Source organism: Bifidobacterium sp. ESL0764, assembly GCF_029395515.1.
GTDB lineage: Bacteria > Actinomycetota > Actinomycetes > Actinomycetales > Bifidobacteriaceae > Bifidobacterium.
The window spans coordinates 848,760-869,489 of sequence record NZ_CP113919.1; the positions used below are offsets into that span (position 1 = coordinate 848,760).

The following is a 20,730-nucleotide window of genomic DNA, read 5'->3' on the forward strand; positions in this document are numbered from 1 at the left end:
TACATGCCACAAGGTACGTCAAGGATTCGGTACGCGACGGGCCTGAGACCGGTCACCTCAGTTCGTCGTCGATGAAACGTGCGCAGGAAGCCGTCAGCGTCGCTCGGCCGGCTGGGGATATATGGGTTTTGCCGATGGCATTTTGCGTTTGCTGCCATAACTTGTGGATGCGTTTACGTGAGATGTCAATGGCTCCGTTTGAGGCGAAGAGACTGAGCACATGCGTTACGTCGGCATCGCTTCGGCCGGGCTGCCGGTAAGCGTTGATCAGCATGGCCCGATCCGTTTCATTGGCCGATTGCAGGGCGTCTGCGAGCAGAACGGTGTGTTTGCCTTCACGAATATCGCCGCCGACCGGTTTGCCGGTGGATTGCGACGACCCGATGACATCGAGCAGGTCATCGGCCAGCTGGAACGCCACGCCCAAAGGCAGACCGATTTCGCGTGCGACTTGATGGGCGGCAACCGGAGCCATGCCGGCTGCGCAAAGCCCAAGCTCAAGAGGGGCGATGGTGGTGTAGCTCGCCGTTTTCCACGCGAAGACGTTGAGCGAGGCCTCGATCAGTTCATGCGGGTGCTCAAGGCTGATCGTTTCGGCTCCCAGATCCAAGGTCTGGCCGATTTCCACTGCCCTCTGCATCGCAAGGAAGGTGTGCAGGTTCGCGTTGGCGTGCTGCAATTCGGGGTTTTCCAGAGCGTTCGACGCGATGTCGAGCGAGGCCGTGGCGAGCATATTGCCCAGCATCAGGGCCAGCCCGGTCCCGAAATTGTCGGGTGCGTCGTTGCGGGCCAACGCGACGTGGGCGCTGGCGCGGCCGCGACGCTGCGGTGAGTCGTCGATGATGTCGTCGTGGATCAAGGCGCTGGTCTGGTAGATCTCGATGGCGCAGGCCAGATCGAGCATGGCCGATGGTACGTTATCAGCATCCTTGCTGGTATGCATGCCGGCAAGGTTTGTATTGTCTGTTGGCGTCTCTGGTTGATGAGTCGCAACGGATTTCTTCGCTGATTCGTCACCGGTTCTATAGCTGCGAAATGCCGCCAAGGCAAGGAGCGCGCGGAGCCGTTTGCCACCGCGATTGGCGCCCAAGCCCTCGTCGAAGACCGCCTGCAGGGTCGGTTGCAGATTCGCGGCCACGACATTGTGGTCATCATCGTGCATCCATTCCTGGCACAGTTCGGCGATACGTCGGTCGATGACACGGTTATCCACACAAGCTTCCATAGGTTCCAAGATTATCCACATCAGCCTACTTGGTTATTCACATCGCTGTATGAGCTTGAGAAACGGCGGATTTCCAACGTTTATGAGCGTTCGACCACAGTGGCCGAAATCGGCACGGAAAACAGCCGAAGTGTGCCATAGTGAATCAGACAGGATGTGTTTCCGCGTTTGACGGCTATGCCGATGAAGACGGAATGATAATAAAAAGGAGCAATCATGGCAAAGAACACATCAGCCAAGGCCGGAGGCAAGACGTCGCCAAGACATCTCGAGCCGAAGCCTGCGTACATACGGCCGCAACACGCTGCGGATGGTCGCGGGAAGCCGGGAATAGGCTCTGCCGGCGGCACAAGACGAGGGGCGAAGGCCCGGAAACACTCGATGCCGGCGATGTCGGTTCCCGCTTGCGCGTCGGGCGCCAGCGGGAACCAGACGAGGCATCGCTGCTGTGACCGGTTCGACAGGCCGGTCGATCTGGACTCCGTAGACGAACGTATCATTGACGCCGCGATAGCGCAGGATGCCGCGTTCGCAGGCGAGGACTTCGAACAAGAACCTCAAGACGAGCGACTGGAAGCTTTGGCGAGACGGTTGCAGCAGTGCAAGATGGAGAAAGGAATCGCCAAGGCGAACCGCGACTGGCTCGATGCCCCGTTCTGTGAATGGAACGAGAACCTGTGCAATCACGTGCACAGCATGTCAGCAAGCAATGCTTTGGCGATTTGCGTGGCCATGGCGGATATGCTTTCCACGCGTGATGCCCTGATCATGTCGTTGGTGGGCGCGACGAGCACGGAGATCGGGGTCAAGGCGATGCTCGACTTGGCGGCCGAACCCCACGACCCGGCCAATGTCATCCGCCTCTATCGCTTGTTGGACGCCGCCTTCAATGACGCCGAAGCCTCTCCCGATCTTCAACGTTGCGCGTGCGGAATCGACATGCTCGTCGATATGTCGACCTTGGTCTGCGGACGTTTCGAGGTGCAGCCGCTGACCGTCGCTGCATACGGGTCATGGTGGGTGGGTAGCGATGATGCGCTCGACTATGCCCGTCAGGCGCTTCGCTTGGACGGGCAATGCACGCTGGCGAGGATCATCTGCTCGGCGCTCGATCAGGGTTTGCGTCCGGCCTGGCGGATGTAAACCTGCGAAGGAGCTCTTCGGCGTTGTGGAGCGGAAAACGGAAACAGAACAAAGGTGGATGGGCATTTTCGCAATTTTTGACGAAGCCAATCATGATCAATGGGAATAATCGTCCTTGTTTGATGGTTGACTTTTATAGTCACTGGTTTTTCTAATGTGGTGGATTCGCGCCGTCTGATGGGCGTGGGAATAATGATTGTTCACTTGAGGAGGGTACGTTTGGCCAAGAAGGAACAGGCAACAACCGTAGAGGCTGAGCAAAGCGAGGACAGCAAAGTCACTCGTAAGTCGAAGGCCACCCGTTCGTCTTCTTCAACGACTACGCGTAAGGCGACGGCCAAGACGAAGAAAGCCAAGAAAACCACTGCCGTAAAAAAGTCGTCCAAAAAGACAAAGAAGGACGGCAATAATCCCGCGAAAAATCATGATGCCATTGACATCAAAGAGGATTCCGAGGATATTGCAAACGATGACGAACTTCAGGATGCCGATCTTGAAGATGTCGACGATGTTGAGGAAGTCGACCAGGATGAGGATTTCGACGATTTGAGCGATGACTCCTCTGCCTTGCCGGATGAAGACGACGAGGACGGGGATTCCGAGCCCGAGGATGACGATGAGGACGAGGACGACGACAGCGCCGCTTCCCATCGCAAGGCAGCTGCACTGCCGAAGGCCAAGGGCGCGTTCGTGGTCAGCAACACTGATGACGACGATGACAATCTGACCCCCTCAGGCAATCCGAAGCGCCGTGTGGTCGCGGCCGGCGCCACCGCCGATCCCGTCAAGGATTACTTGAAGCAGATCGGGCGTGTGAGCCTGCTGAACGCCGAGCAGGAAGTCGACCTTTCCGAGCGTATCGAGGCCGGGCTCTACGCCCAGCATCTGCTTGAAACCCAGTCCGAAGGCATGGATTTCAAGCGCAAGCGTGAGCTTAAATGGGCCGCGAACGACGGCAAGAAAGCCAAGGACCACCTGCTTGAGGCCAACCTTCGTCTCGTCGTCTCGCTGGCCAAACGATATACCGGCCGCGGCATGCTCTTCCTCGATCTGATTCAGGAAGGCAACCTGGGCCTGATCCGCGCGGTCGAGAAGTTCGACTGGAAGAAGGGCTTCAAGTTCTCCACGTACGCCACTTGGTGGATTCGTCAGGCCATCACGCGCGCCATGGCCGACCAGGCCCGTACGATTCGTGTGCCCGTGCACATGGTCGAGGTCATCAACAAACTTTCCCGTGTCCAGCGCCAGATGCTGCAGGATCTGGGCCGCGAGCCCACGCCTGACGAGCTGGCCCGCGAGCTTGACATGCCGGTCGAAAAGGTGCAGGAAGTGCAGAAGTACGGCCGTGAGCCGATTTCGCTGCACACCCCGTTAGGCGAGGACGGCGATTCCGAGTTCGGCGACCTGATCGAGGACACCGACGCGATCGCGCCGAGCGAAGCCGTTGCGTTCTCCCTGCTGCAGGAGCAGTTCAAGCAGGTGCTGGAGACGCTTTCGCCCCGTGAGGCAGGGGTCATCAAGATGCGTTATGGTCTTGAAGACGGCCAGCCCAAGACGCTGGACGATATCGGCCGTGTCTATGGGGTCACCCGTGAACGCATCCGTCAGATCGAGTCCAAGACCATGTCGAAGCTGCGTCACCCGTCACGTTCGCAGACGTTGCGCGACTTCCTGGACCAGTGATCATGCTTTCGAGGCCCGCCGCTTTTGTGCGGCGGGTTTTGTCTATCTGATGGATCCGTGAGAGGAAATCTGATTGTCCGGTAGTGTTCGATGCTCGGATTCGTTTCGATATTGAGCTTGGACGAGACGTTGAAAGCCTTCGTCGGTAGACGCCGACCAACTACTCTGTAATGCAGAATGGCTTTGGCGAGGCTGTTGGGTATGGTGATAATTCGTGGCTCAACACCGAATTTCTTTTGTTAAGGTAGGTATGAAAGCGAATGGTTGAGGAATACAGTGCCAAGGACCTGTCCGTACTGGAGGGGCTCGACGCCGTACGCAAGCGCCCGGGCATGTATATCGGCACCACCGACAGCCAGGGGCTCATGCACTGCCTGTGGGAGATCATCGATAATTCCGTCGACGAGGCGCTCGCCGGTGCCTGCAATAAAATCGTGGTCACGCTGCATACCGACGGTTCCGTCGAAGTGGCCGACAACGGTCGTGGCATCCCCGTGGACGTGGAGAAGAAGACCAAGCTCACCGGTGTCGAGGTCGTGCTGACCAAGCTGCACGCCGGGGCGAAATTCGGTAATTCCTCCTACGGAGCTTCCGGCGGGCTGCACGGTGTCGGCTCCTCGGTGGTCAACGCGCTGAGCTCGCGACTCGACGTCGAGGTTGACCGCAATGGCAAGACCTACCATATGGCGTTCCATCAGGGCCATCCCGGTGTCTACGACGACCCTGACGCCGAGCATCGTTCGCCCGACAACAAGTTCAAGAAGACCCGAAAGAACAAACCGACCGAGCTTGAAGTCATCGGCAAGGTAACGCCTAAAACCACCGGTACCCGTATCCGTTACTGGGCCGATCCGGAGATCTTCAACGACACCGCGCATTTCAGCTACGAGCAGCTCATCGACCGTGTCCGCCAGACCAGCTTTTTGGTACCGGGCCTGAAAATAGTCGTCATCGACGAAAACATCCCGGAAACCGGCGATGCTGCCGTAGACGACATGTTCGAGGTGGACGGACCCCAAGAATCCGGGAGTATACGCGCCGATTCGGATACGGATTCGGATGCTGCAAGCGCTGGGCAGACGCCCACGTTGGCGGCGGCATTCGACGGCAACGAAGGTGATCCTGCGTCGAAGACTCGGCAGGGCGAAGATGGCCAGAGTGATATGGCGGCGGATGGGGAATCGACATCCGGCAGCGCCGGGGAACCTGAAGCGGACAATGCCGGGCAAGCCGATTCCGCAGCTCGGATGTCGGCCGATGATACGCAATTGAAAACAGGCGGGTCTCAGGATGACGGCAACGCCTCTCTGAACGTCGAAACCGACGGTCAGCCTGCGCGTGCGCATAAGCGCGTCGAAGAGTTCCTGCATACGGGCGGCGTCAAGGATTTCGTCGACTTTCTTTCGAAAGGCGAACCGGTTTCGACCGTCTGGAGTATCTCCGGTGACGCCGACTACACCGAAGAGACGCAGGCGGTCGACGCGAACGGCGACCTGCATGCCGAGAAGATCAAACGCGATTGCTCGGTCAACATCGCGCTGCGCTGGGTCAACGGCTATGACACCACCATCCGCAGCTTCGTCAACGTGGTGGAGACCCCCGGCGGCGGCATGCACGTCGACGGATTCCTGCAATCGATCACCAAGCAGGTGCGCAAGGCCGTCGAGGCCAACGCCCGCAAGCTCAAGGTCAACCTCAAAGATACCAAGAGCAAGGTCGAGCGTGACGACATCCTCGCCGGCTTGGTGGCTGTGGTCACCGTGCGCATTGCCGAACCGCAGTTCCAAGGCCAGACCAAGGACGTGCTCGGCACCGCCCCGGTGCGTCCGATTGTTGCCAAAATGACCGACAAGCAGTTCGGCGAGATGATCAACGGGTCGCGCCGCGGCTTCAAGGAGCAGTCCGGACGGGTCTTGGAAAAGATCGTCGGCGAGATGCACGCCCGCGTCCAGGCGCGCAAGACCAAGGAGGTCACCCGCCGTAAGAACGCGCTCGAATCCGCCTCCATGCCAGCCAAGCTTTCCGACTGCCAGCCAGGCAACGACGATGTGGCCGAACTGTTCATCGTCGAGGGCGATTCCGCTCTGGGAACGGCCAAGGCGGCACGCAACTCCGGCTTCCAAGCGCTGCTGCCGATCCGCGGCAAGATCCTGAACGTGCAGAAGGCCAGCATGACCCAGATCCTCGCCAACAAGGAATGCTCGGCGATCATCCAGGTCATCGGTGCGGGGAGCGGCGCCAACTTCGACGTCACCCAGACCCGTTACGACAAGGTCATCATGATGACCGATGCGGATGTCGACGGTGCCCATATTCGCATCCTGCTGCTGACGCTCTTCTATAGGTTCATGCGACCGCTGATTACCCACGGCCATGTCTACGCCGCCGTCCCGCCGCTGCACCGCATCGCTCTGACGGGCAAGCATAAGGGCGAGTTCATCTACACCTACTCCGACGACGAACTGGCCGGCAAGCTCGCCGAGCTCGATCGTCAGGGCATCACCTACAACCCCGACGTGCAGCGCTACAAGGGCCTGGGCGAGATGGACGCCGACCAGTTGGCCGACACCACCATGGACCCGCGCAGCCGGATGCTGCGTCGCATCTCCATGGAGGAGGCCGAGGACGCCAGCGCCATCTTCACGTTGCTGATGGGCGACGAGGTGCCGCCGCGCCGCCAGTTCATCGTCGACAACGCCGACGATTTCGACCGCACCAAGATCGACACCTGATAACGAATGCGACAATTGCTTTGCCCATATCTCAATTATTGCGATATGGGCAAAGCTCTATATAGTAACCGGGCTTTGTCGCGAGAGTCTTTATTTCTACGTTCGTCTTGTGGAGATACGAAGTTTTGTATCATGAGACGAAGGTGTTTTGTTCCGGTTTTTTCGTCCCCACCGGTATGAGAGAATGAAAACGTTGTCTTTCATTCGGTTGTCGGAACCGACATTTTTGAAACCGATGTCATGACCCGAAGGAGCTATCGTGACCAATCTGCTGCTGGCCGTCATCTATCTGGCGTTCATTTCGCTGGGTCTGCCCGACTCTCTGCTCGGCGCAGCCTGGCCGAGCATGCGGCCGCAGATGGGTGTGCCGCTTTCCTGGGTCGGCGGCATCTCGATGATCATCTCGGCCGGCACCATCGTCTCGGCGTTGCTCTCCGACCGGATGACATTGCGTTTCGGCACCGGCAGGCTGACCGCCGTCTCGGTAGGGCTCACCGCAGTGGCGCTGTTCGGATTCTCGGTAGCGCCCAATTACTGGGTGCTGGCCCTGATCGCGATTCCCTACGGTCTGGGAGCCGGCGGCGTGGATGCTGCCCTCAATAACTACGTGGCCATTCACTACGCCAGTCGGCACATGAGCTGGCTACACTGCATGTGGGGCATCGGTGCCTCGGTAGGCCCTTACATCATGGGATTCGCGCTTTCCAACGGGCAAGGTTGGCCTTGGGGGTATCGATACATTTCCATCATTCAGATCGTGCTGACGGTGATCATCGTATTCTCTCTGCCCTTGTGGAAGAACCGCAACGACGTTCCGACGGCGGTCGGCTCGGATCAAGGTGAAGACAAGGCTCCTGTTGACGATGTCGAAGCTGTTGCAGAAACCGAGACCAAGTCCGCGACGGAATCCAAGCCTGTCAAACCGTTGGGTGTGCGTGGGGTGCTGGCCATCCGAGGCGCCAAAGAGATCCTCGTAATGTTCTTCTGCTATTGCGCCATCGAGACCACCGCAGGCCTATGGGCTTCAAGCTACATGGTCGGCCACGACGGCATCGGCAAAGTCACCGCTGCATCTCTGGCAAGCCTCTTCTATCTCGGCATCACCGCAGGACGTGCGTTGAGCGGATTCATGACCATGAAATTTGACGACCCCACCATGATTCGCATCGGGCAGGTGGTTCTTGGGCTGGGGCTGATGATCATGTTGCTGCCGCTGCCGGGCCATGTCGCCACCGTCGCGGGTCTGGTATTGGTCGGCCTGGGTTGTGCGCCGATCTATCCGTGCGTCATCCACTCCACCCCCTCGTTTTTTGGTGCAGAGCGCTCGCAGGCGATCATAGGGGTGCAGATGGCTTGCGCCTATGCGGGGTCGCTGGTGATGCCTCCCGTGTTCGGTCTGGTCGCCCAGCACATCTCGATAGCGCTGTACCCGTGGTACATGCTGGTCCTGCTCGTGCTCATGGTGCTGATGCACGAAATGCTGCGGCGTAAGGTGCCTGTCAAGATTTCATGACTCGGCTGCGACGTCCTGAGGCATTGCGATAATCGAACATATGTACGAATGCTTGGACCTGTTTTCGCCTCCTACGCGGGAGTGGTTCAGGCGTGCGTTTGCTGCGCCCACGAACGCCCAGCAAGAGGCTTGGCCGCATGTCAAAAGCGGTGAACATGTCCTGGTCGTCGCGCCTACCGGTTCCGGCAAAACGTTGGCGGCTTTCCTGTCCGCCATAGACGGGCTGATTGGCAGGCAATTCGTTCAGCACGCAGAACCTGCCGCCAGGTCCAAGGCGGACAAATCGGATAAGCCGGGCAAAAGAGAGGAATCATCGGATTGTTCCGATAAGTCTGACAAGTCTGGCAAACCGACGGCTAAGGCCAAAACAGGCAGGCCGGGTCGTGAGGGAAAGATTGAAGGCGCGACGAAGCCTGGTGTCAAAGTCCTGTATATCTCGCCGTTGAAGGCTCTGGGAGCCGACGTTGAGCGCAACCTGCGGGTGCCGTTGGAGGGCATCGCCGCGCAATGCGTCGCTGACGGTATCGACCCGCCTGACATCGACGTGGCCATCCGTTCGGGGGACACCACGGCCAAGGAGCGCCGCCGCATCGCCGCGCATCCGCCGGATATCCTGATCACCACTCCCGAGTCGCTGTATCTGCTTCTGACCTCGAAGGCCCGGCGCATCCTGAAAAGCGTCGAGACCGTCATTGTCGACGAGGTGCACGCGCTTGCGGCCACCAAACGTGGGGCGCATCTGGCGTTGAGCCTGGAACGGCTTGACCTGCTGACAGGCCGGAAAGCGCAAAGAATCGGGCTTTCGGCGACGGTGAACCCGGCGAAGGAAGCTGCGTTTTTCTTGGGCGGAGACCAGCCTGTCACGATTGTCGATGCCGCCGACCCTGTGCATATGGATTTGAACATCGTCGAACCCGTCGCGGATATGGGGGCGCTGGGCACCGCCTGCGATGATGAGGGCGGGTTCCATGTTGGAGGCGTCGGTGGAAAATCCGCAAAGCCGGGTGTAGGATCTGCAATTCATAGCGATGGCGGTTCTCGTCGTATTAGCGGCGTCACACCCGCCATGCGTGCGTTGGCAGAAACTCAGGAAGACTGCGCAGGCCGGAACGGGAATAGTGACGATGCCTCGAATCATTCGAATTCCCTGGCCAAGCAAGGCGATTATTCCTCGCCGACTGCCTCTGCTTCGCACTCCATCTGGCCGGCCGTCGAGCGCAGCATTTTGGACGAGATTCTTAAGCATCACAGCACGTTGGTGTTCGTCAACTCGCGCGGACTGGCTGAACGATTGACTGCACGTATCAACGACCTATACGCCGAAACTGAATGTGGGGTAGAAGTCGATAATCGTTCCTACGGCGACGGCAAACATTACGATTCCGTCGTCGGTTCCTCCAGTGCATTGGTTGGCTCGCATTCAAAGTCCGAGGCCATCGCCATGGCGCATCACGGTTCCGTTTCCAAGGAACGGCGCAAGATCATCGAGGACGACCTGAAACATGGCCGTCTGCGTTGCGTGGTCGCCACCAGCAGTCTCGAGCTCGGCATCGATATGGGTTCGGTCGACATGGTCATTCAGGTAGCGCCGCCGCTGTCCGTCTCATCGGGCCTGCAACGCGTCGGTAGGGCGGACCACCGTGTCGGCGGCGTCTCCCACGCGCTGTTCTACCCGTTGACCCGGCAGGAGTTGATCACCTCCATGGCCACCGTGGAAAGCATGAGACGCAGTGAAATCGAGCCATTGGCTGTACGCCATAACCCTCTTGACATTTTGGCGCAGCAGACAGTTGCCGCGGCGGCGATGGACGATCTGAAAACCAACGATTGGTATGCGGCTGTCCGTCGAAGCGCCCCGTTCGCCACGCTTTCACGCGACATGTTCGATGCGGTTGTCGGTATGCTGACCGGTGCCTACAACTCCGAGGAGTTCTCGGCTTTCAGACCTCCGCTGCAACTCAATGCCGAACAAGGCATTATCTCCGCTCGTCCCGGAGCTCAGCGTCTTGCCGTCACCAGCGGCGGCACCATTCCCGACCGCGGCACCTACACTGTCGTCCTGCCTGAGGCCGATGCCGGTTCGGGGCGCAAGAAAGTGGGGGAGCTGGACGAGGAGATGGTCTACGAATCCCGCGTGGGCGACGTCATCACACTCGGCACCTCCACCTGGCAAATTGACGAGATCACCAACGACCGCGTGGTGGTCACCCCGGCTCCCGGACGAACCGCGCGGCTGCCGTTCTGGCACGGGGAAGGGCCTGGCCGCGACGCGGGATTCGGGGCGTTGCTGGGCGCGTTCGTCCGCGAGATCGGCAACGGTCTGATATCGGCATCGGCCTCAGTTTCAGTTTCGCCTTTGCAATCATCGCAATCTGATAATGACAACGCCGAGCCTCATTTCGATGCCGCCACCGAGCAACGCCTGCGCGACAATGGTTTGGACGATAACGGCAGAGCCAACCTTGCACGCTTATTGGCCGAACAGAAGGCTGCTACCGGCGCATTGCCGACCGACAAAACCCTGGTCATCGAACGGTGCCAGGACGAGGAAGGCGACTGGCGCGTCATCCTGCATTCGCCGTTCGGTCGTCGTGTGCACGAACCATGGGCGCTCGCCATTACCAACCGGCTCAAGCGCAAATACGGCTTCGACGGACAGACCTACGCCACCGACGACGGCATCGTGGTGCGTCTGCCCGAGCAGGACAGCCATGTGGGAGCCGTAGAGCTCTTCCAGTTCGACGCCGACGAGTTGCTGCGAGACGTGGAGGAGGAGATCGGCGACTCGGTGCTCTTCGCCACTCGGTTCCGCGAATGCGCCGCTCGTTCGCTCTATATGCCGAGGATGAACCCCGGCAAACGTGTACCGCTGTGGCAACAGCGTCTGCGCGCCTCGGAGCTCTTGGCCGCGGCGAAGACACAGCATAATTTCCCGTTGATTTTGGAAACCGTCCGCGAATGCCTGCAGGACGTCTACGATTTGCCCGCATTGAAGCGGCTGATGACCGATATCGATGACGGCAAGATCGAAATCCATGACGTTGAAACGCAAAGCCCGTCGCCGTTCGCGCAAAACCTGCTCTTCGGTTTTGTAGGATCGGTGATGTACGAATACGATTCACCCCAGGCCGAACGCCGTGCTTCGCTTCTTGCGATGGATCCGGATGTCTTGGAGGAGTTGCTCGGAAGCGGCCATATCGCCGATGCGCTCGATCCGAAGGCTATCGCACAGGTCGAAGAGGAACTGAGCCATCGGCAGTTCTGGAACGAACTCGAGCCTGATGACGTGGCAGGCCGAATGGTGCGTTTCGCCAAAACGCATGGGCCGTTCAGCGCCGATCAGGTCGTCAAAGAACTCGGCTTGGACGCGGCCACGGCGGTTCATGAGCTCGATGATCTCAAAGCTCGTGGTGTGCTGATGGTCGGAACATTCGTCAACGGTATGCCGAGTCCGCAATATCTGCACCGCGAAGTCTTCCGTCGCATCCGCTCGCGCTCGCAGACATTGACGCGCAAGTCTCTCAAACCTGTAAGCGCTGAAATCTATCAATCGTGGCTGCTGGTGAGGCAGGGGATTGGTGCAAAAGCCGACGGTTCCGCTTTCGAACATATGCCGGATGATTATCAGACTGTCGTTGACCAAGATGGAATTGACGATGAAGCAGAAGATATTCGGCCGGACTCTCAAGTTGTCTGGCCGCGGTTTGCCGGAGCGGACGGCCTGTTGCGCGTCATCGAACAACTGGAAGGCATGCCGTTGCCTGCGGCGATGTGGGAATCGTCGGTGTTCCCAGCTAGAGTGCCGGACTTCAGCCCGTCAATGCTGGACGAGCTTCTTTCGGTCGGCGAGGTCATTTGGATGGGTTCCAAGGATGAAAGCTCATCCGCTAGTCCTGAGTCAGCCACAAAGCCTGGCAAAATCGCGTTCTATCTTACTGGTTCTCCCTTGCTGAGCAATGTCAGTAACGATGGTGATGATCATAAAAATTCGGCCGATAACGGCATCATGGCTGCATTGGGACTTGGCGGTTCCTATCGTGCGGAACAGCTGGAAGCGCAATGGCGACTTCATGACGGTGACCAACCTCAGGAGGTTGTGGACCCTTTGACCGGAGAAATACGAATGTCATCTGCTGGTGACTCCGGTTTCGAACGTGCAGTGTGGTCGTTGGTGTGGCGAGGGCAGGTCACCAATTCGTCGTTCGCTTCGGTTCGCGCATTGCTGCAAAATGGCAGCGGCTCTCAAGCTTCGCGTCATTCGTATGCAAGAGCGTCGCTCAGCCGTCATCGGCTATACGGCCGTGCGCGGGTCGAGCGACGTCCGCAATTGCCGGGGACGTTGGCGGGATTATGGTCGGCTGTGCCGCAATCTCAAGACGTAAAGCCGGAGCAGCGTGCCATCGCACAGGTCGAGATGCTGCTTGACCGTTACGGCATCATTGTCCCTCCGCTGATGGATATGGATCCGGGAGATTTGAGTTTTTCCGATATCTATCCGGTCTTAAAACAGATGGAAGCCGCCGGCACGTTGGTTCGTGGCATGTTCGTTCGCGGTCTTTCCGCAGTGCAGTTCGCCGAACGCACCACTATCGACCAATTGCGCCAGTGGCGCACACAGAACGCTCCGCTTGCGGTGGCGCTCGATGCTGCCGACCCCGCCAGCCTTGTCGGTGGGGCGGTTGCATGGCCGTCGTTAGACATATCCGACGATTCGGCAGATGTCGCCGAAAACAGCAGCGTCGAAGCCGATCAACAGAACGATTCGGTTGCCATTCAATCTGCCGACGTTGACGCTGTTGAAGCGATAAGAGATTCACAGGCAGATGAGAGGCAACGCGATATAAGCAAGTCGTCGGTTTTGTTGAACGATACTCTGTCTGCTAATGCTACCGTTGGATCCGCGCGTAAACGTGGAAAGCCGGTCCAGCCTCGGCGTTTGGTCGGTTCCATGGTCGTCTTCATCGAAGGCAAGCCAATACTCTACGCCATCCCGTCCAGTCATCATCTGCTTTGCTTCAAAGCCACTGATTTCGAGTTTCAGCGTGCCATCACACAACTGGCCGATACCTTGCGCTCGCAGTATGCATCGGGCCGTCGGCTGGGCAACAGACGCGGCAGCGTGACCTTCCGTGATGTCAACGGCGAGCCACTGACCGCCCTGAATCGCTTCACGCAGCTGCTGCGTACCGCCGGTTTCACGCCGTCGCCGCAGGGAATGAAACTGTATCGATAGCCAAAGGCAAGAGGCCGGTAGCTCAACGGACGAAATGGAAAAGTCGCCTGGTTGGTGATAGTATCGGCCTCATTCTGGTACATGCAACTGGTGGTGTATGTATCGTAACCGGCACCGTGATCTATTAAGGAAGATGATTGTGGTGCCAATAGCTCTACTTTCTTTCGAACCTGTAATTTGTCTTGTCAAAATAGCTAAAACCGCTGTAACCTCTGTGGGTGATTCGTCAGTGTTACCGCTGAGCATGCAGATTGCTGCAGCAGATGAATCTGGCTTGTCCGTATCAGTGCGAAACGACACATCCATTTCAGCTGCCCCAGACGCTTAAGGCGGCCAACGATGACGAGTGAAAACCGTGGTTATTCGTTGCTGATCGCCGTCGTCGTCACCGGGATGACGACCTATATGCTCTATCCCTTGCTGACCGTCCAGCTGCTGAAACTCGGGTTCAGCGCCGCCGACGCCGGTCTGATTCTCGGAGTGCTGTCGGGCGTTGGGCCGTTGTGCTCGTCGCTCTGCGGAACGGTGATGTCGAAAATCGGCGCGAAGCCCGTCGCGGTCGCCGGCCTCGCCCTGCGTGCATGCGGATTGGCGGTTTTCGCCACGAACGCCACACTGCCCGTGTATCTGTTGTGTTCCGCAGCAGCATCATTGGGCAGCAGTAGCGCCAGCCTGGCGGTCAAGACTGAGCTGATGCGCCGGGCCACCTCGCGCAGAATGGTGACGTTGCGCTCGATGGCTGTCAATTCCGGTGCGTTGGTGGGCCCGGCGATAGGCGCAGGCCTGTTCGCGTTGCTGGGGTTCAGGCGTCTGGTGTTGGTTTCGATCGCGTTGTATGCGCTCCTTTCGCTGCTGATGATATTACTGAGGTTCAGCCCGCCGGAAGATGAGCAGGCCAATGTCGCGTCAGAAGATGTATCCGCTGGACGCGACGAGCGTGAGCAAGGCTGGAAGAAGCTGTTCACTTCAGACAGCGCTTTCCCGATTCTGCTGGCATTGACGTTCATCTATTGGACCGTCTACGCGCAGTGGTCGTTGGTCGTGCCGATCGGTTCCTACGCGGGGTTCCACACGCAGACCGCGTCCAACGCGATCTATATGGGCAACGCGGTCTTCATTCTCATCCTGCAATATCCCTTGCTCGTCCACACGCTCGGCAAGGTGAAGGATACCACGATCCTGCTGTTGGGATTCGCGTCGTTTGTCATCGCGTTCGGCGCGTTGTTGGCCCCGAGCGGTGCGCTGCAGATTGTGGCATTCGCCGTAGCCTTCAGTCTTTCGGAGCTGTTGATCAGCCCGACGCTCGACCTGCTGACAGGCAGGATTCGCGTGGCGGGTTCCATGCTCTCGCGCGCTTACGGATGGACCGGCACGTTTTCCGGCGTCGCGTCGCTGGTCGGTTCGTGGCTCGGCGGATGGCTTATCGACGTGTGCCGCGGTATTTCCGGGGTACCGCTTTTCTGTCTGCCGCTGGTGGCTTGTGCGCTGTTGTTGATTGTCCTGTTCAAAAAGAAGGAGCCTTCGCTATGATGCATTTGTGCTTTCCGGTTTCGCATATCGGCGCGATGCAATAGCAATGTTAAACGGTTTAAAGAAAAAATAAATAGCCGCAGTCAAGATGGAAATTACAGACTGCGGCCATTTTAATCATCTATTCGTTCTATGCCACGAACTCGATCGGCGCGGGCAGATCCACGCCCGAGGCGTCTCGGCGCATGTCGGGCTTGGGTAGCTCGACGGGGGTGCCGCCGGACGTGCTGGCGTAGAGGGGATAGGTGCCGATGGCGGCGCAGGTCAGGGTGTTCTGGCCCTTGAGGAAGCGCTGCGAGCGGACACCACCGGTGCCGCGACCCTTGGTCGGGTACATCTCCAGAGGCGTCACCTTGGCCGCTCCGGTTTCGGTGCCGGGCAGGGACGCGTCATCTCCGGCGACGGTGAGCACGACGGCTCCGGAGGCCGAATACAACCCGTTTTCGCCCTCGTCATAGGTCCAGGCGATCTTGCCTGCCGGTACGACGTTGAAGGCGACGACATGCTGACCCTCGGCCAGTCTGATGCCGTTCATACCGCTTGCGCTACGGCCTTGCGGACGCACCACCTTGGCCTCGAAAGTCAGCAGCGAGGAATCAGAGGAAATGAAGACGATACGGTCATCGTCGGCGGCGGGCGCGGCGAATACGACGGCGTCCCCGTCCTTCAGGTCGATGACGGGCCAGGAATCCATGGTACTGGGCGATTCGCGGTTCCAGCGCTTGACGATGCCGTTGCGCGTGCCGATCGCCAGCGGGGTAGTGGCGGCGTCGGTGTCGGATGCCTTTGCGGCATCTGCGTTCCCGGATTCGTCCTTGCCGGAAGCGTCGCCCATGGCGATGGCCGCCACGACGTGCTCGCCGGCAACCGGCTCGGTGCTGGTGGTCATGCCCAGCAGTTCGTCGGCGTTCACTCCGCCGGAAACGCTGAGGTTCTCACTCGCTGGCAGGTTCGGCAGGTCCGCGACATGGGCCAGAACCAAACGTCCCGCGGAAGTGATGAGCCCGTAGCTGGAAAGCGTCGTCGAAGCGAAGATCGAAACGATCTGGTCATCGTGTGCGCGTTTGCCGTTTGCCTCGCGAGTCTGCCAAAGGTCGACGGCGCTCGAAGACGTGCGGGCGATGAGCCCGGTGGCGCTTAACATGACGGCGCAGGGTTCGTCGTCGAGGCGCAACGCGGCGGTGGCTTCCTCTACGTTGCCGGCCTTCTTGGCCTTCTTTGCGGCTTCGACATCCGCAGCTGCCTGGGATACCGTATTCTCCACGCGGATGGCGGCCAGAGCAGAGGAGTCCGGGTTGGCGTTGGCGCCGTCGATGGCGGAGCTTGAGGAAGCCAGGGAACGCACCGGCGTCAGGCTGCCGTCCTCGTGGCGTTCCAACAGCACGGTGCGTCGCGGGTCGCCCCATTTCTCGACGGCCTCGTCCATTTCGGAAACGATGACCTCGTCAAGGCGTTCGCCGGAAGCGAGGATCTCATTGAGACCCTCGATCTGCTTTTTGAGATCATCCTGTTCGGCCTCGAGTTCGATGCGGCTCATCTTGGTGAGCCTGCGCAGCCGCAGGTCAAGGATGTATTGCGCTTGGATCTCATCCAAATCGAAGACGGCCATCAAGCGTGTCTTGGCGGCGTCGGCGTTCTCGGAGGTGCGGATGACTTGGATGACCTCGTCGATGTCGACCATCGCCAGCAGCATGCCTTCGACCAGATGCAGTCGTTCCTGCGCCTTGCGCAGCCGGTATTCGCTGCGGCGGTGGATGACGTTGCGTCGGTGCTCCACCCAGACCTCGAGCATCTCTTTGAGACCCATGGTGTGCGGACGGCCGTGGACGAGCGCCACGTTGTTCATGGTGAAGTTGTCTTCCAACGGTGTGTACTTGAACAGTTGGGCGAGTACCGCGTTGGGGTCGAAACCGGTTTTGATCTCGATGACGATGCGTGTGCCGTTGTGTCTGTCGGTCAGGTCGATGGCGCCGGAGACGCCTTCGATGTGGTGGTTCTTCACGCCTTCCGAGATACGTTCGAGCACACGTTCGGGGCCGACCATGAATGGCAGTTCGGTCACCACGATGGCCTTTTTACGGGCCGTCACGTTTTCGATGTGTGTGGCGGAACGAGTGGTCAGGGTTCCTCGGCCGCTCTCATAGGCTTCGCGGATGCCGTCGCGACCGATGATGATGCCGCCGCCCGGCCAGTCCGGCCCCGGCACGTAATCCATCAGCTCGTCGAGCGTGGCGTCGGGGTGCTTCATCAGGTATTTCGCCGCCGCTACCACCTCGCCGAGGTTGTGGGTGGCCATGTTGGTGGCCATGCCCACCGCGATGCCGGAAGCGCCGTTGACGAGCAAATTCGGGATGGCGGCTGGCAGCACGTCCGGTTCTTTGAGCTTGTTGTCGTAGTTGGGGGAGAAGTCGACGGTGTCCTCGTCGATGTTCGCGTTCATGCCCAGCGCTGCGGGCGCAAGCCTGGCCTCCGTGTAACGCGAGGCCGCAGGCCCGTCGTCAAGCGAGCCGAAATTGCCGTGTCCGTCCACCAGCGGCAGACGCATCGCGAAGGGCTGGGCAAGGCGCACCATGGCCTCGTAGATGGAGGAGTCGCCGTGCGGGTGCAGCTTGCCCATCACCTCGCCGACGGCGCGAGCCGACTTCATATAGGGTTTGTCGGGGGTCAGGTTCATCTGGCCCATCTGGTAGATGATGCGTCGCTGCACCGGCTTCATGCCGTCGCGTGCGTCGGGCAGTGCGCGCGCGTAGATCACCGAGTAGGCATACTCGAGGAAGGATTTGCTCATCTCATCGTCGAGTGGCGTTTCGACGATGTTCTCCTTGACCGTGTGCGGGTCATAGGATGGTTTGGCCGTTTTGCGACGTTGAGCCATACTGAAAAGCACCTCTATCTGTTAACAAACAATCCGTCTCATCATATCGGTTGCCCTCGTCGAGGGCGGACCGGCATTGTTGATGAAGCAAGGACCTTGCGGGTCCGGTTTTCGTCGCGCAGTGATTCAATGGGAATATGAGTGTTGAAGTCGAGCCTATGGACGAACTGTTGGAATTCCGCCAAATCGATGCGTATGGCAGCAACCGTCATATTTCTGCGGTTCTCCCCGCTTTGAGCGCCGCCATCGGGCACGCGATGCCGACAGCCATCCATCCCGATCCGGAAGCTGCGAGGGCAGCGCTGGGCTTTCCTGAAACCGATTCGGCGGTCATCGTCTTGGTGGATGGCCTGGGCTTCTGGAATCTGGCCATGCGAGCAGGGCACGCTCCGTATCTGCGTGGTCTGATGAACCAGGAACGTAACGCAGCGCCAATCGCCACCTGCATTCCCAGCACCACGCCGATCGTCATGGGGGCTTTCGGCACCGGCACCTGCCCGGGCATGACCGGCATGACCGGTTTCACCCAGCGCAACGAGCAAACAGGGGGAGTGGGCCAACTCATCAGTTTCGCCGGTGCGCCGGATCCGGAGGACCTGCAGCGCCAGCCCACGGTTTTCGAGCGTCTGGTTGAGGTAGGTGTGCGTGTGACCAGCGTGGGCCTGCCGAAATTCGCCCATTCGGCCCTCACCCGTGCGGCCTTGCGAGGCCCTGAATACCAAGGTTCCCGCCATGAGGAGCTGCGCGTGCGTGCCGCGCTCAAAGCTGCCGCCAGGCCGGGGATTACGTATTACTATCTTGACGATGTCGATAAAGCAGGTCATCACTATGGTCCGTTCAGCGAACAATGGGCGACCGCGCTTGAAAATGCCGATGGGCAGTTGCAGGCATTGAGACGAGGATTGAAGCCCGGGACCCTGATGGTCGTCGTTGCGGATCATGGGATGGTGGAAGTCGATTTTGACAAGCAGATCGACATCGCGAATCGCGATGAACTGACACATGAGGTTGCATTGGTCGCAGGTGAGCCCCGTATGACGATGCTCTATGCCGAAGAGGGTGCGGACGTCGATGCCATGGCCAGACGTTGGCGCGAAGAGTTGGGTGATTGCGCACGGGTATTCACGCGTGACGAAGCGATTGAAGACGGTTTGTACGGCAATGTCGAAACTCGCATCAGACCATTGATCGGTGACGTGGTCGTCTGTGCCAGAGACAATGTCACGATTGTCGATTCACGTACGCAAAGTGAGGGAGCGATGGGCCTCAAAGGTGTCCACGGATCTCTGACGCATCTCGAGCGCGAAATACCGTGCCTGATTGATGTGGCATAAGACTTGATTGGATACGTCAGTTTGATTGGCCTGATCGGATATTGCCTGATTGTTCTTCCGATTTTGCCGGTTGCAGTTTTGATACGTCTGCAAAGTGCCGTGATGCCTTCGACGATGAATTGACAATAATGAAGCCGAAGTCTACGGCGAATGCAGGCTACGGCTCTTAACTCAATTTGTTCAGATCACTCCCCGAAGAGAATCTCATCCCAGCTCGGCACGGCGGAACGCCCTGATTTGCGCTTGCCATGCTTGTGTGCATCGTGATTCTGGCCATTGTCTGTAGATTGCCTGTCTGCCTGGTCGTCGGTGTTTCCTGAAATGTCGGAATTGTCATTTCCCGCCTGTGCTGCCGGCTCATCGCCGAATGGCGTGAGCGTCTGCGGTTTTGCGGCAGGCGTGCGATCCGGAAGAGGCAACGACAACGAATCTGCCGATGCGGTCGTCGTTGCGGAAGCTGGCGTTTGAACATTGATGGGAGAGGCTTGCGGCTGGTTCGTGGTCGGTACAGGATACGGCAAGGAGACCGACCCCGTGGTGGAGGAATCGGTTTGGTTGCGGTCGCCATAGGCCGAATCCTTGGCAGTATCGGAACCCGGGGCCTCAATCCCGTCATCGTTCTGTTCCTGCATGGCGGCCACAGTGCTGGCGATTCGTGCAGAGCGCACGGAATCACCTGGCAAAACCACCGGACTGGTCCTGAACGCCGAAGCGGCCGTTTCCCTGTCTTCGTGGTTTAGTGCCGTCTTCTCGCTTGCTGCGGCCGTCCGATCCGTGTTTCCCTGCAATTGCCCAGAGCCGTCGCTTTGGGCGTTCGCATCAGGTGTTCTGTCATTGACCTGATCGGATTGTCGCGTGGTGTCCGTCTCGCCGAGCAGTATCTGCGCCGCCGTGTTCTGGCATTCGACGGTGTTGTCATGCATATTCCACGTCCATTCGGCGCGTATACGATTGCGCTGGGTGCTGAATGTCGCCGTAATCAGCCAAGGTTCTCTTCCCCGGCGTGTCGCGCCCCACTTGACGGATTCCATGCCGATGCGGGCGGCGGCGAGCGTACGTGCGATCAGATCTTCGACGGAGTGGACCTTGCTCCCTTTGGGTGCGGAAACGGCGAGGAACTGTTCGATGGCGTATTGCTTTTCCGTCTCGACCGCGGCGGAAAAACGTCGTACCAACGCCTGGCTCAGACCGTATTTCTCGGCCACTTTTTCAGGCTGCGCGCCGGCTCTGATCAGTGCCTGAATGCTTGATATTGGTAGGGTTTGCGCCAGTCCTGGACTATTGATTTCCTCGGCCTCGCTAAGTATTTGGCGTGCCTCGAGAATGGCATGCTCCAACGTGTCATCCACCGGTATCCGGAACTTCAATCCCTTCGAAACGAACACCAGCTCGCCATCCTCGTCGACATGGTCGAACCGAGCATCCGTAACTGAACTGATTGACATGCGAGCACCACTTTCCT

At 59.0% G+C, this 20,730-nt stretch carries 9 protein-coding genes and 1 pseudogene; 7 read left to right on the forward strand and 3 right to left on the reverse strand.

Translation table 11 applies throughout. From position 1 onward, the window contains the following. Nucleotides 1-52: 52 nt before the first annotated feature. Nucleotides 53-1,213 (reverse strand): polyprenyl synthetase family protein, encoded by a 1,161-nt coding sequence (locus OZX71_RS03040; protein ID WP_277160454.1) that lies wholly within the window; start codon nt 1,211-1,213, stop codon nt 53-55. Between the two features lie 228 nt (nt 1,214-1,441). Between OZX71_RS03040 and OZX71_RS03045 the strand changes: the two genes are divergently transcribed. From OZX71_RS03045 to OZX71_RS03070, 6 genes and pseudogenes are all read left to right on the forward strand, one after another. After that, nucleotides 1,442-2,368: a hypothetical protein gene (locus OZX71_RS03045; RefSeq protein WP_277160455.1), complete on the forward strand. Its 927-nt coding sequence runs from the start codon at nt 1,442-1,444 to the stop codon at nt 2,366-2,368. Nucleotides 2,369-2,587: 219 nt separating this feature from the next. Then, nucleotides 2,588-4,051 (forward strand): RNA polymerase sigma factor, encoded by a 1,464-nt coding sequence (locus OZX71_RS03050; RefSeq protein ID WP_277147194.1) that lies wholly within the window; start codon nt 2,588-2,590, stop codon nt 4,049-4,051. A 260-nt stretch (nt 4,052-4,311) separates the two neighbouring features. Beyond that, nucleotides 4,312-6,783 (forward strand): toprim domain-containing protein, encoded by a 2,472-nt coding sequence (locus OZX71_RS03055; protein ID WP_277160456.1) that lies wholly within the window; start codon nt 4,312-4,314, stop codon nt 6,781-6,783. 259 nt (nt 6,784-7,042) lie between these two features. Continuing rightward, complete coding sequence (locus tag OZX71_RS03060; RefSeq protein WP_277147190.1) at nt 7,043-8,296, forward strand: MFS transporter; 1,254 nt, start codon at nt 7,043-7,045, stop codon at nt 8,294-8,296. 40 nt (nt 8,297-8,336) lie between these two features. Beyond that, nucleotides 8,337-12,986 (forward strand): annotated as a pseudogene (locus tag OZX71_RS03065) (DEAD/DEAH box helicase); the annotation flags it as partial. Nucleotides 12,987-13,868: 882 nt separating this feature from the next. After that, the gene (locus OZX71_RS03070; RefSeq protein ID WP_277160458.1) at nt 13,869-15,059 is read left to right on the forward strand and encodes an MFS transporter; all 1,191 of its coding nucleotides are present in this window, start codon (nt 13,869-13,871) and stop codon (nt 15,057-15,059) included. Nucleotides 15,060-15,189: 130 nt separating this feature from the next. On the opposite strand, the gene OZX71_RS03075 is transcribed toward OZX71_RS03070, so the two are convergent. Beyond that, nucleotides 15,190-17,934: a DNA topoisomerase IV subunit A gene (locus OZX71_RS03075; protein ID WP_277160459.1), complete on the reverse strand. Its 2,745-nt coding sequence runs from the start codon at nt 17,932-17,934 to the stop codon at nt 15,190-15,192. A 137-nt stretch (nt 17,935-18,071) separates the two neighbouring features. On the opposite strand from OZX71_RS03075, the gene OZX71_RS03080 reads away from it, so the two are divergent. Further along, nucleotides 18,072-19,268, forward strand: coding sequence for a nucleotide pyrophosphatase/phosphodiesterase family protein (locus tag OZX71_RS03080; protein ID WP_277160460.1), 1,197 nt, complete (start codon nt 18,072-18,074; stop codon nt 19,266-19,268). Between the two features lie 185 nt (nt 19,269-19,453). On the opposite strand, the gene sepH is transcribed toward OZX71_RS03080, so the two are convergent. Next, the gene (gene sepH, locus OZX71_RS03085) at nt 19,454-20,713 is read right to left on the reverse strand and encodes a septation protein SepH (protein WP_277160461.1); all 1,260 of its coding nucleotides are present in this window, start codon (nt 20,711-20,713) and stop codon (nt 19,454-19,456) included. Nucleotides 20,714-20,730 lie beyond the last annotated feature (17 nt).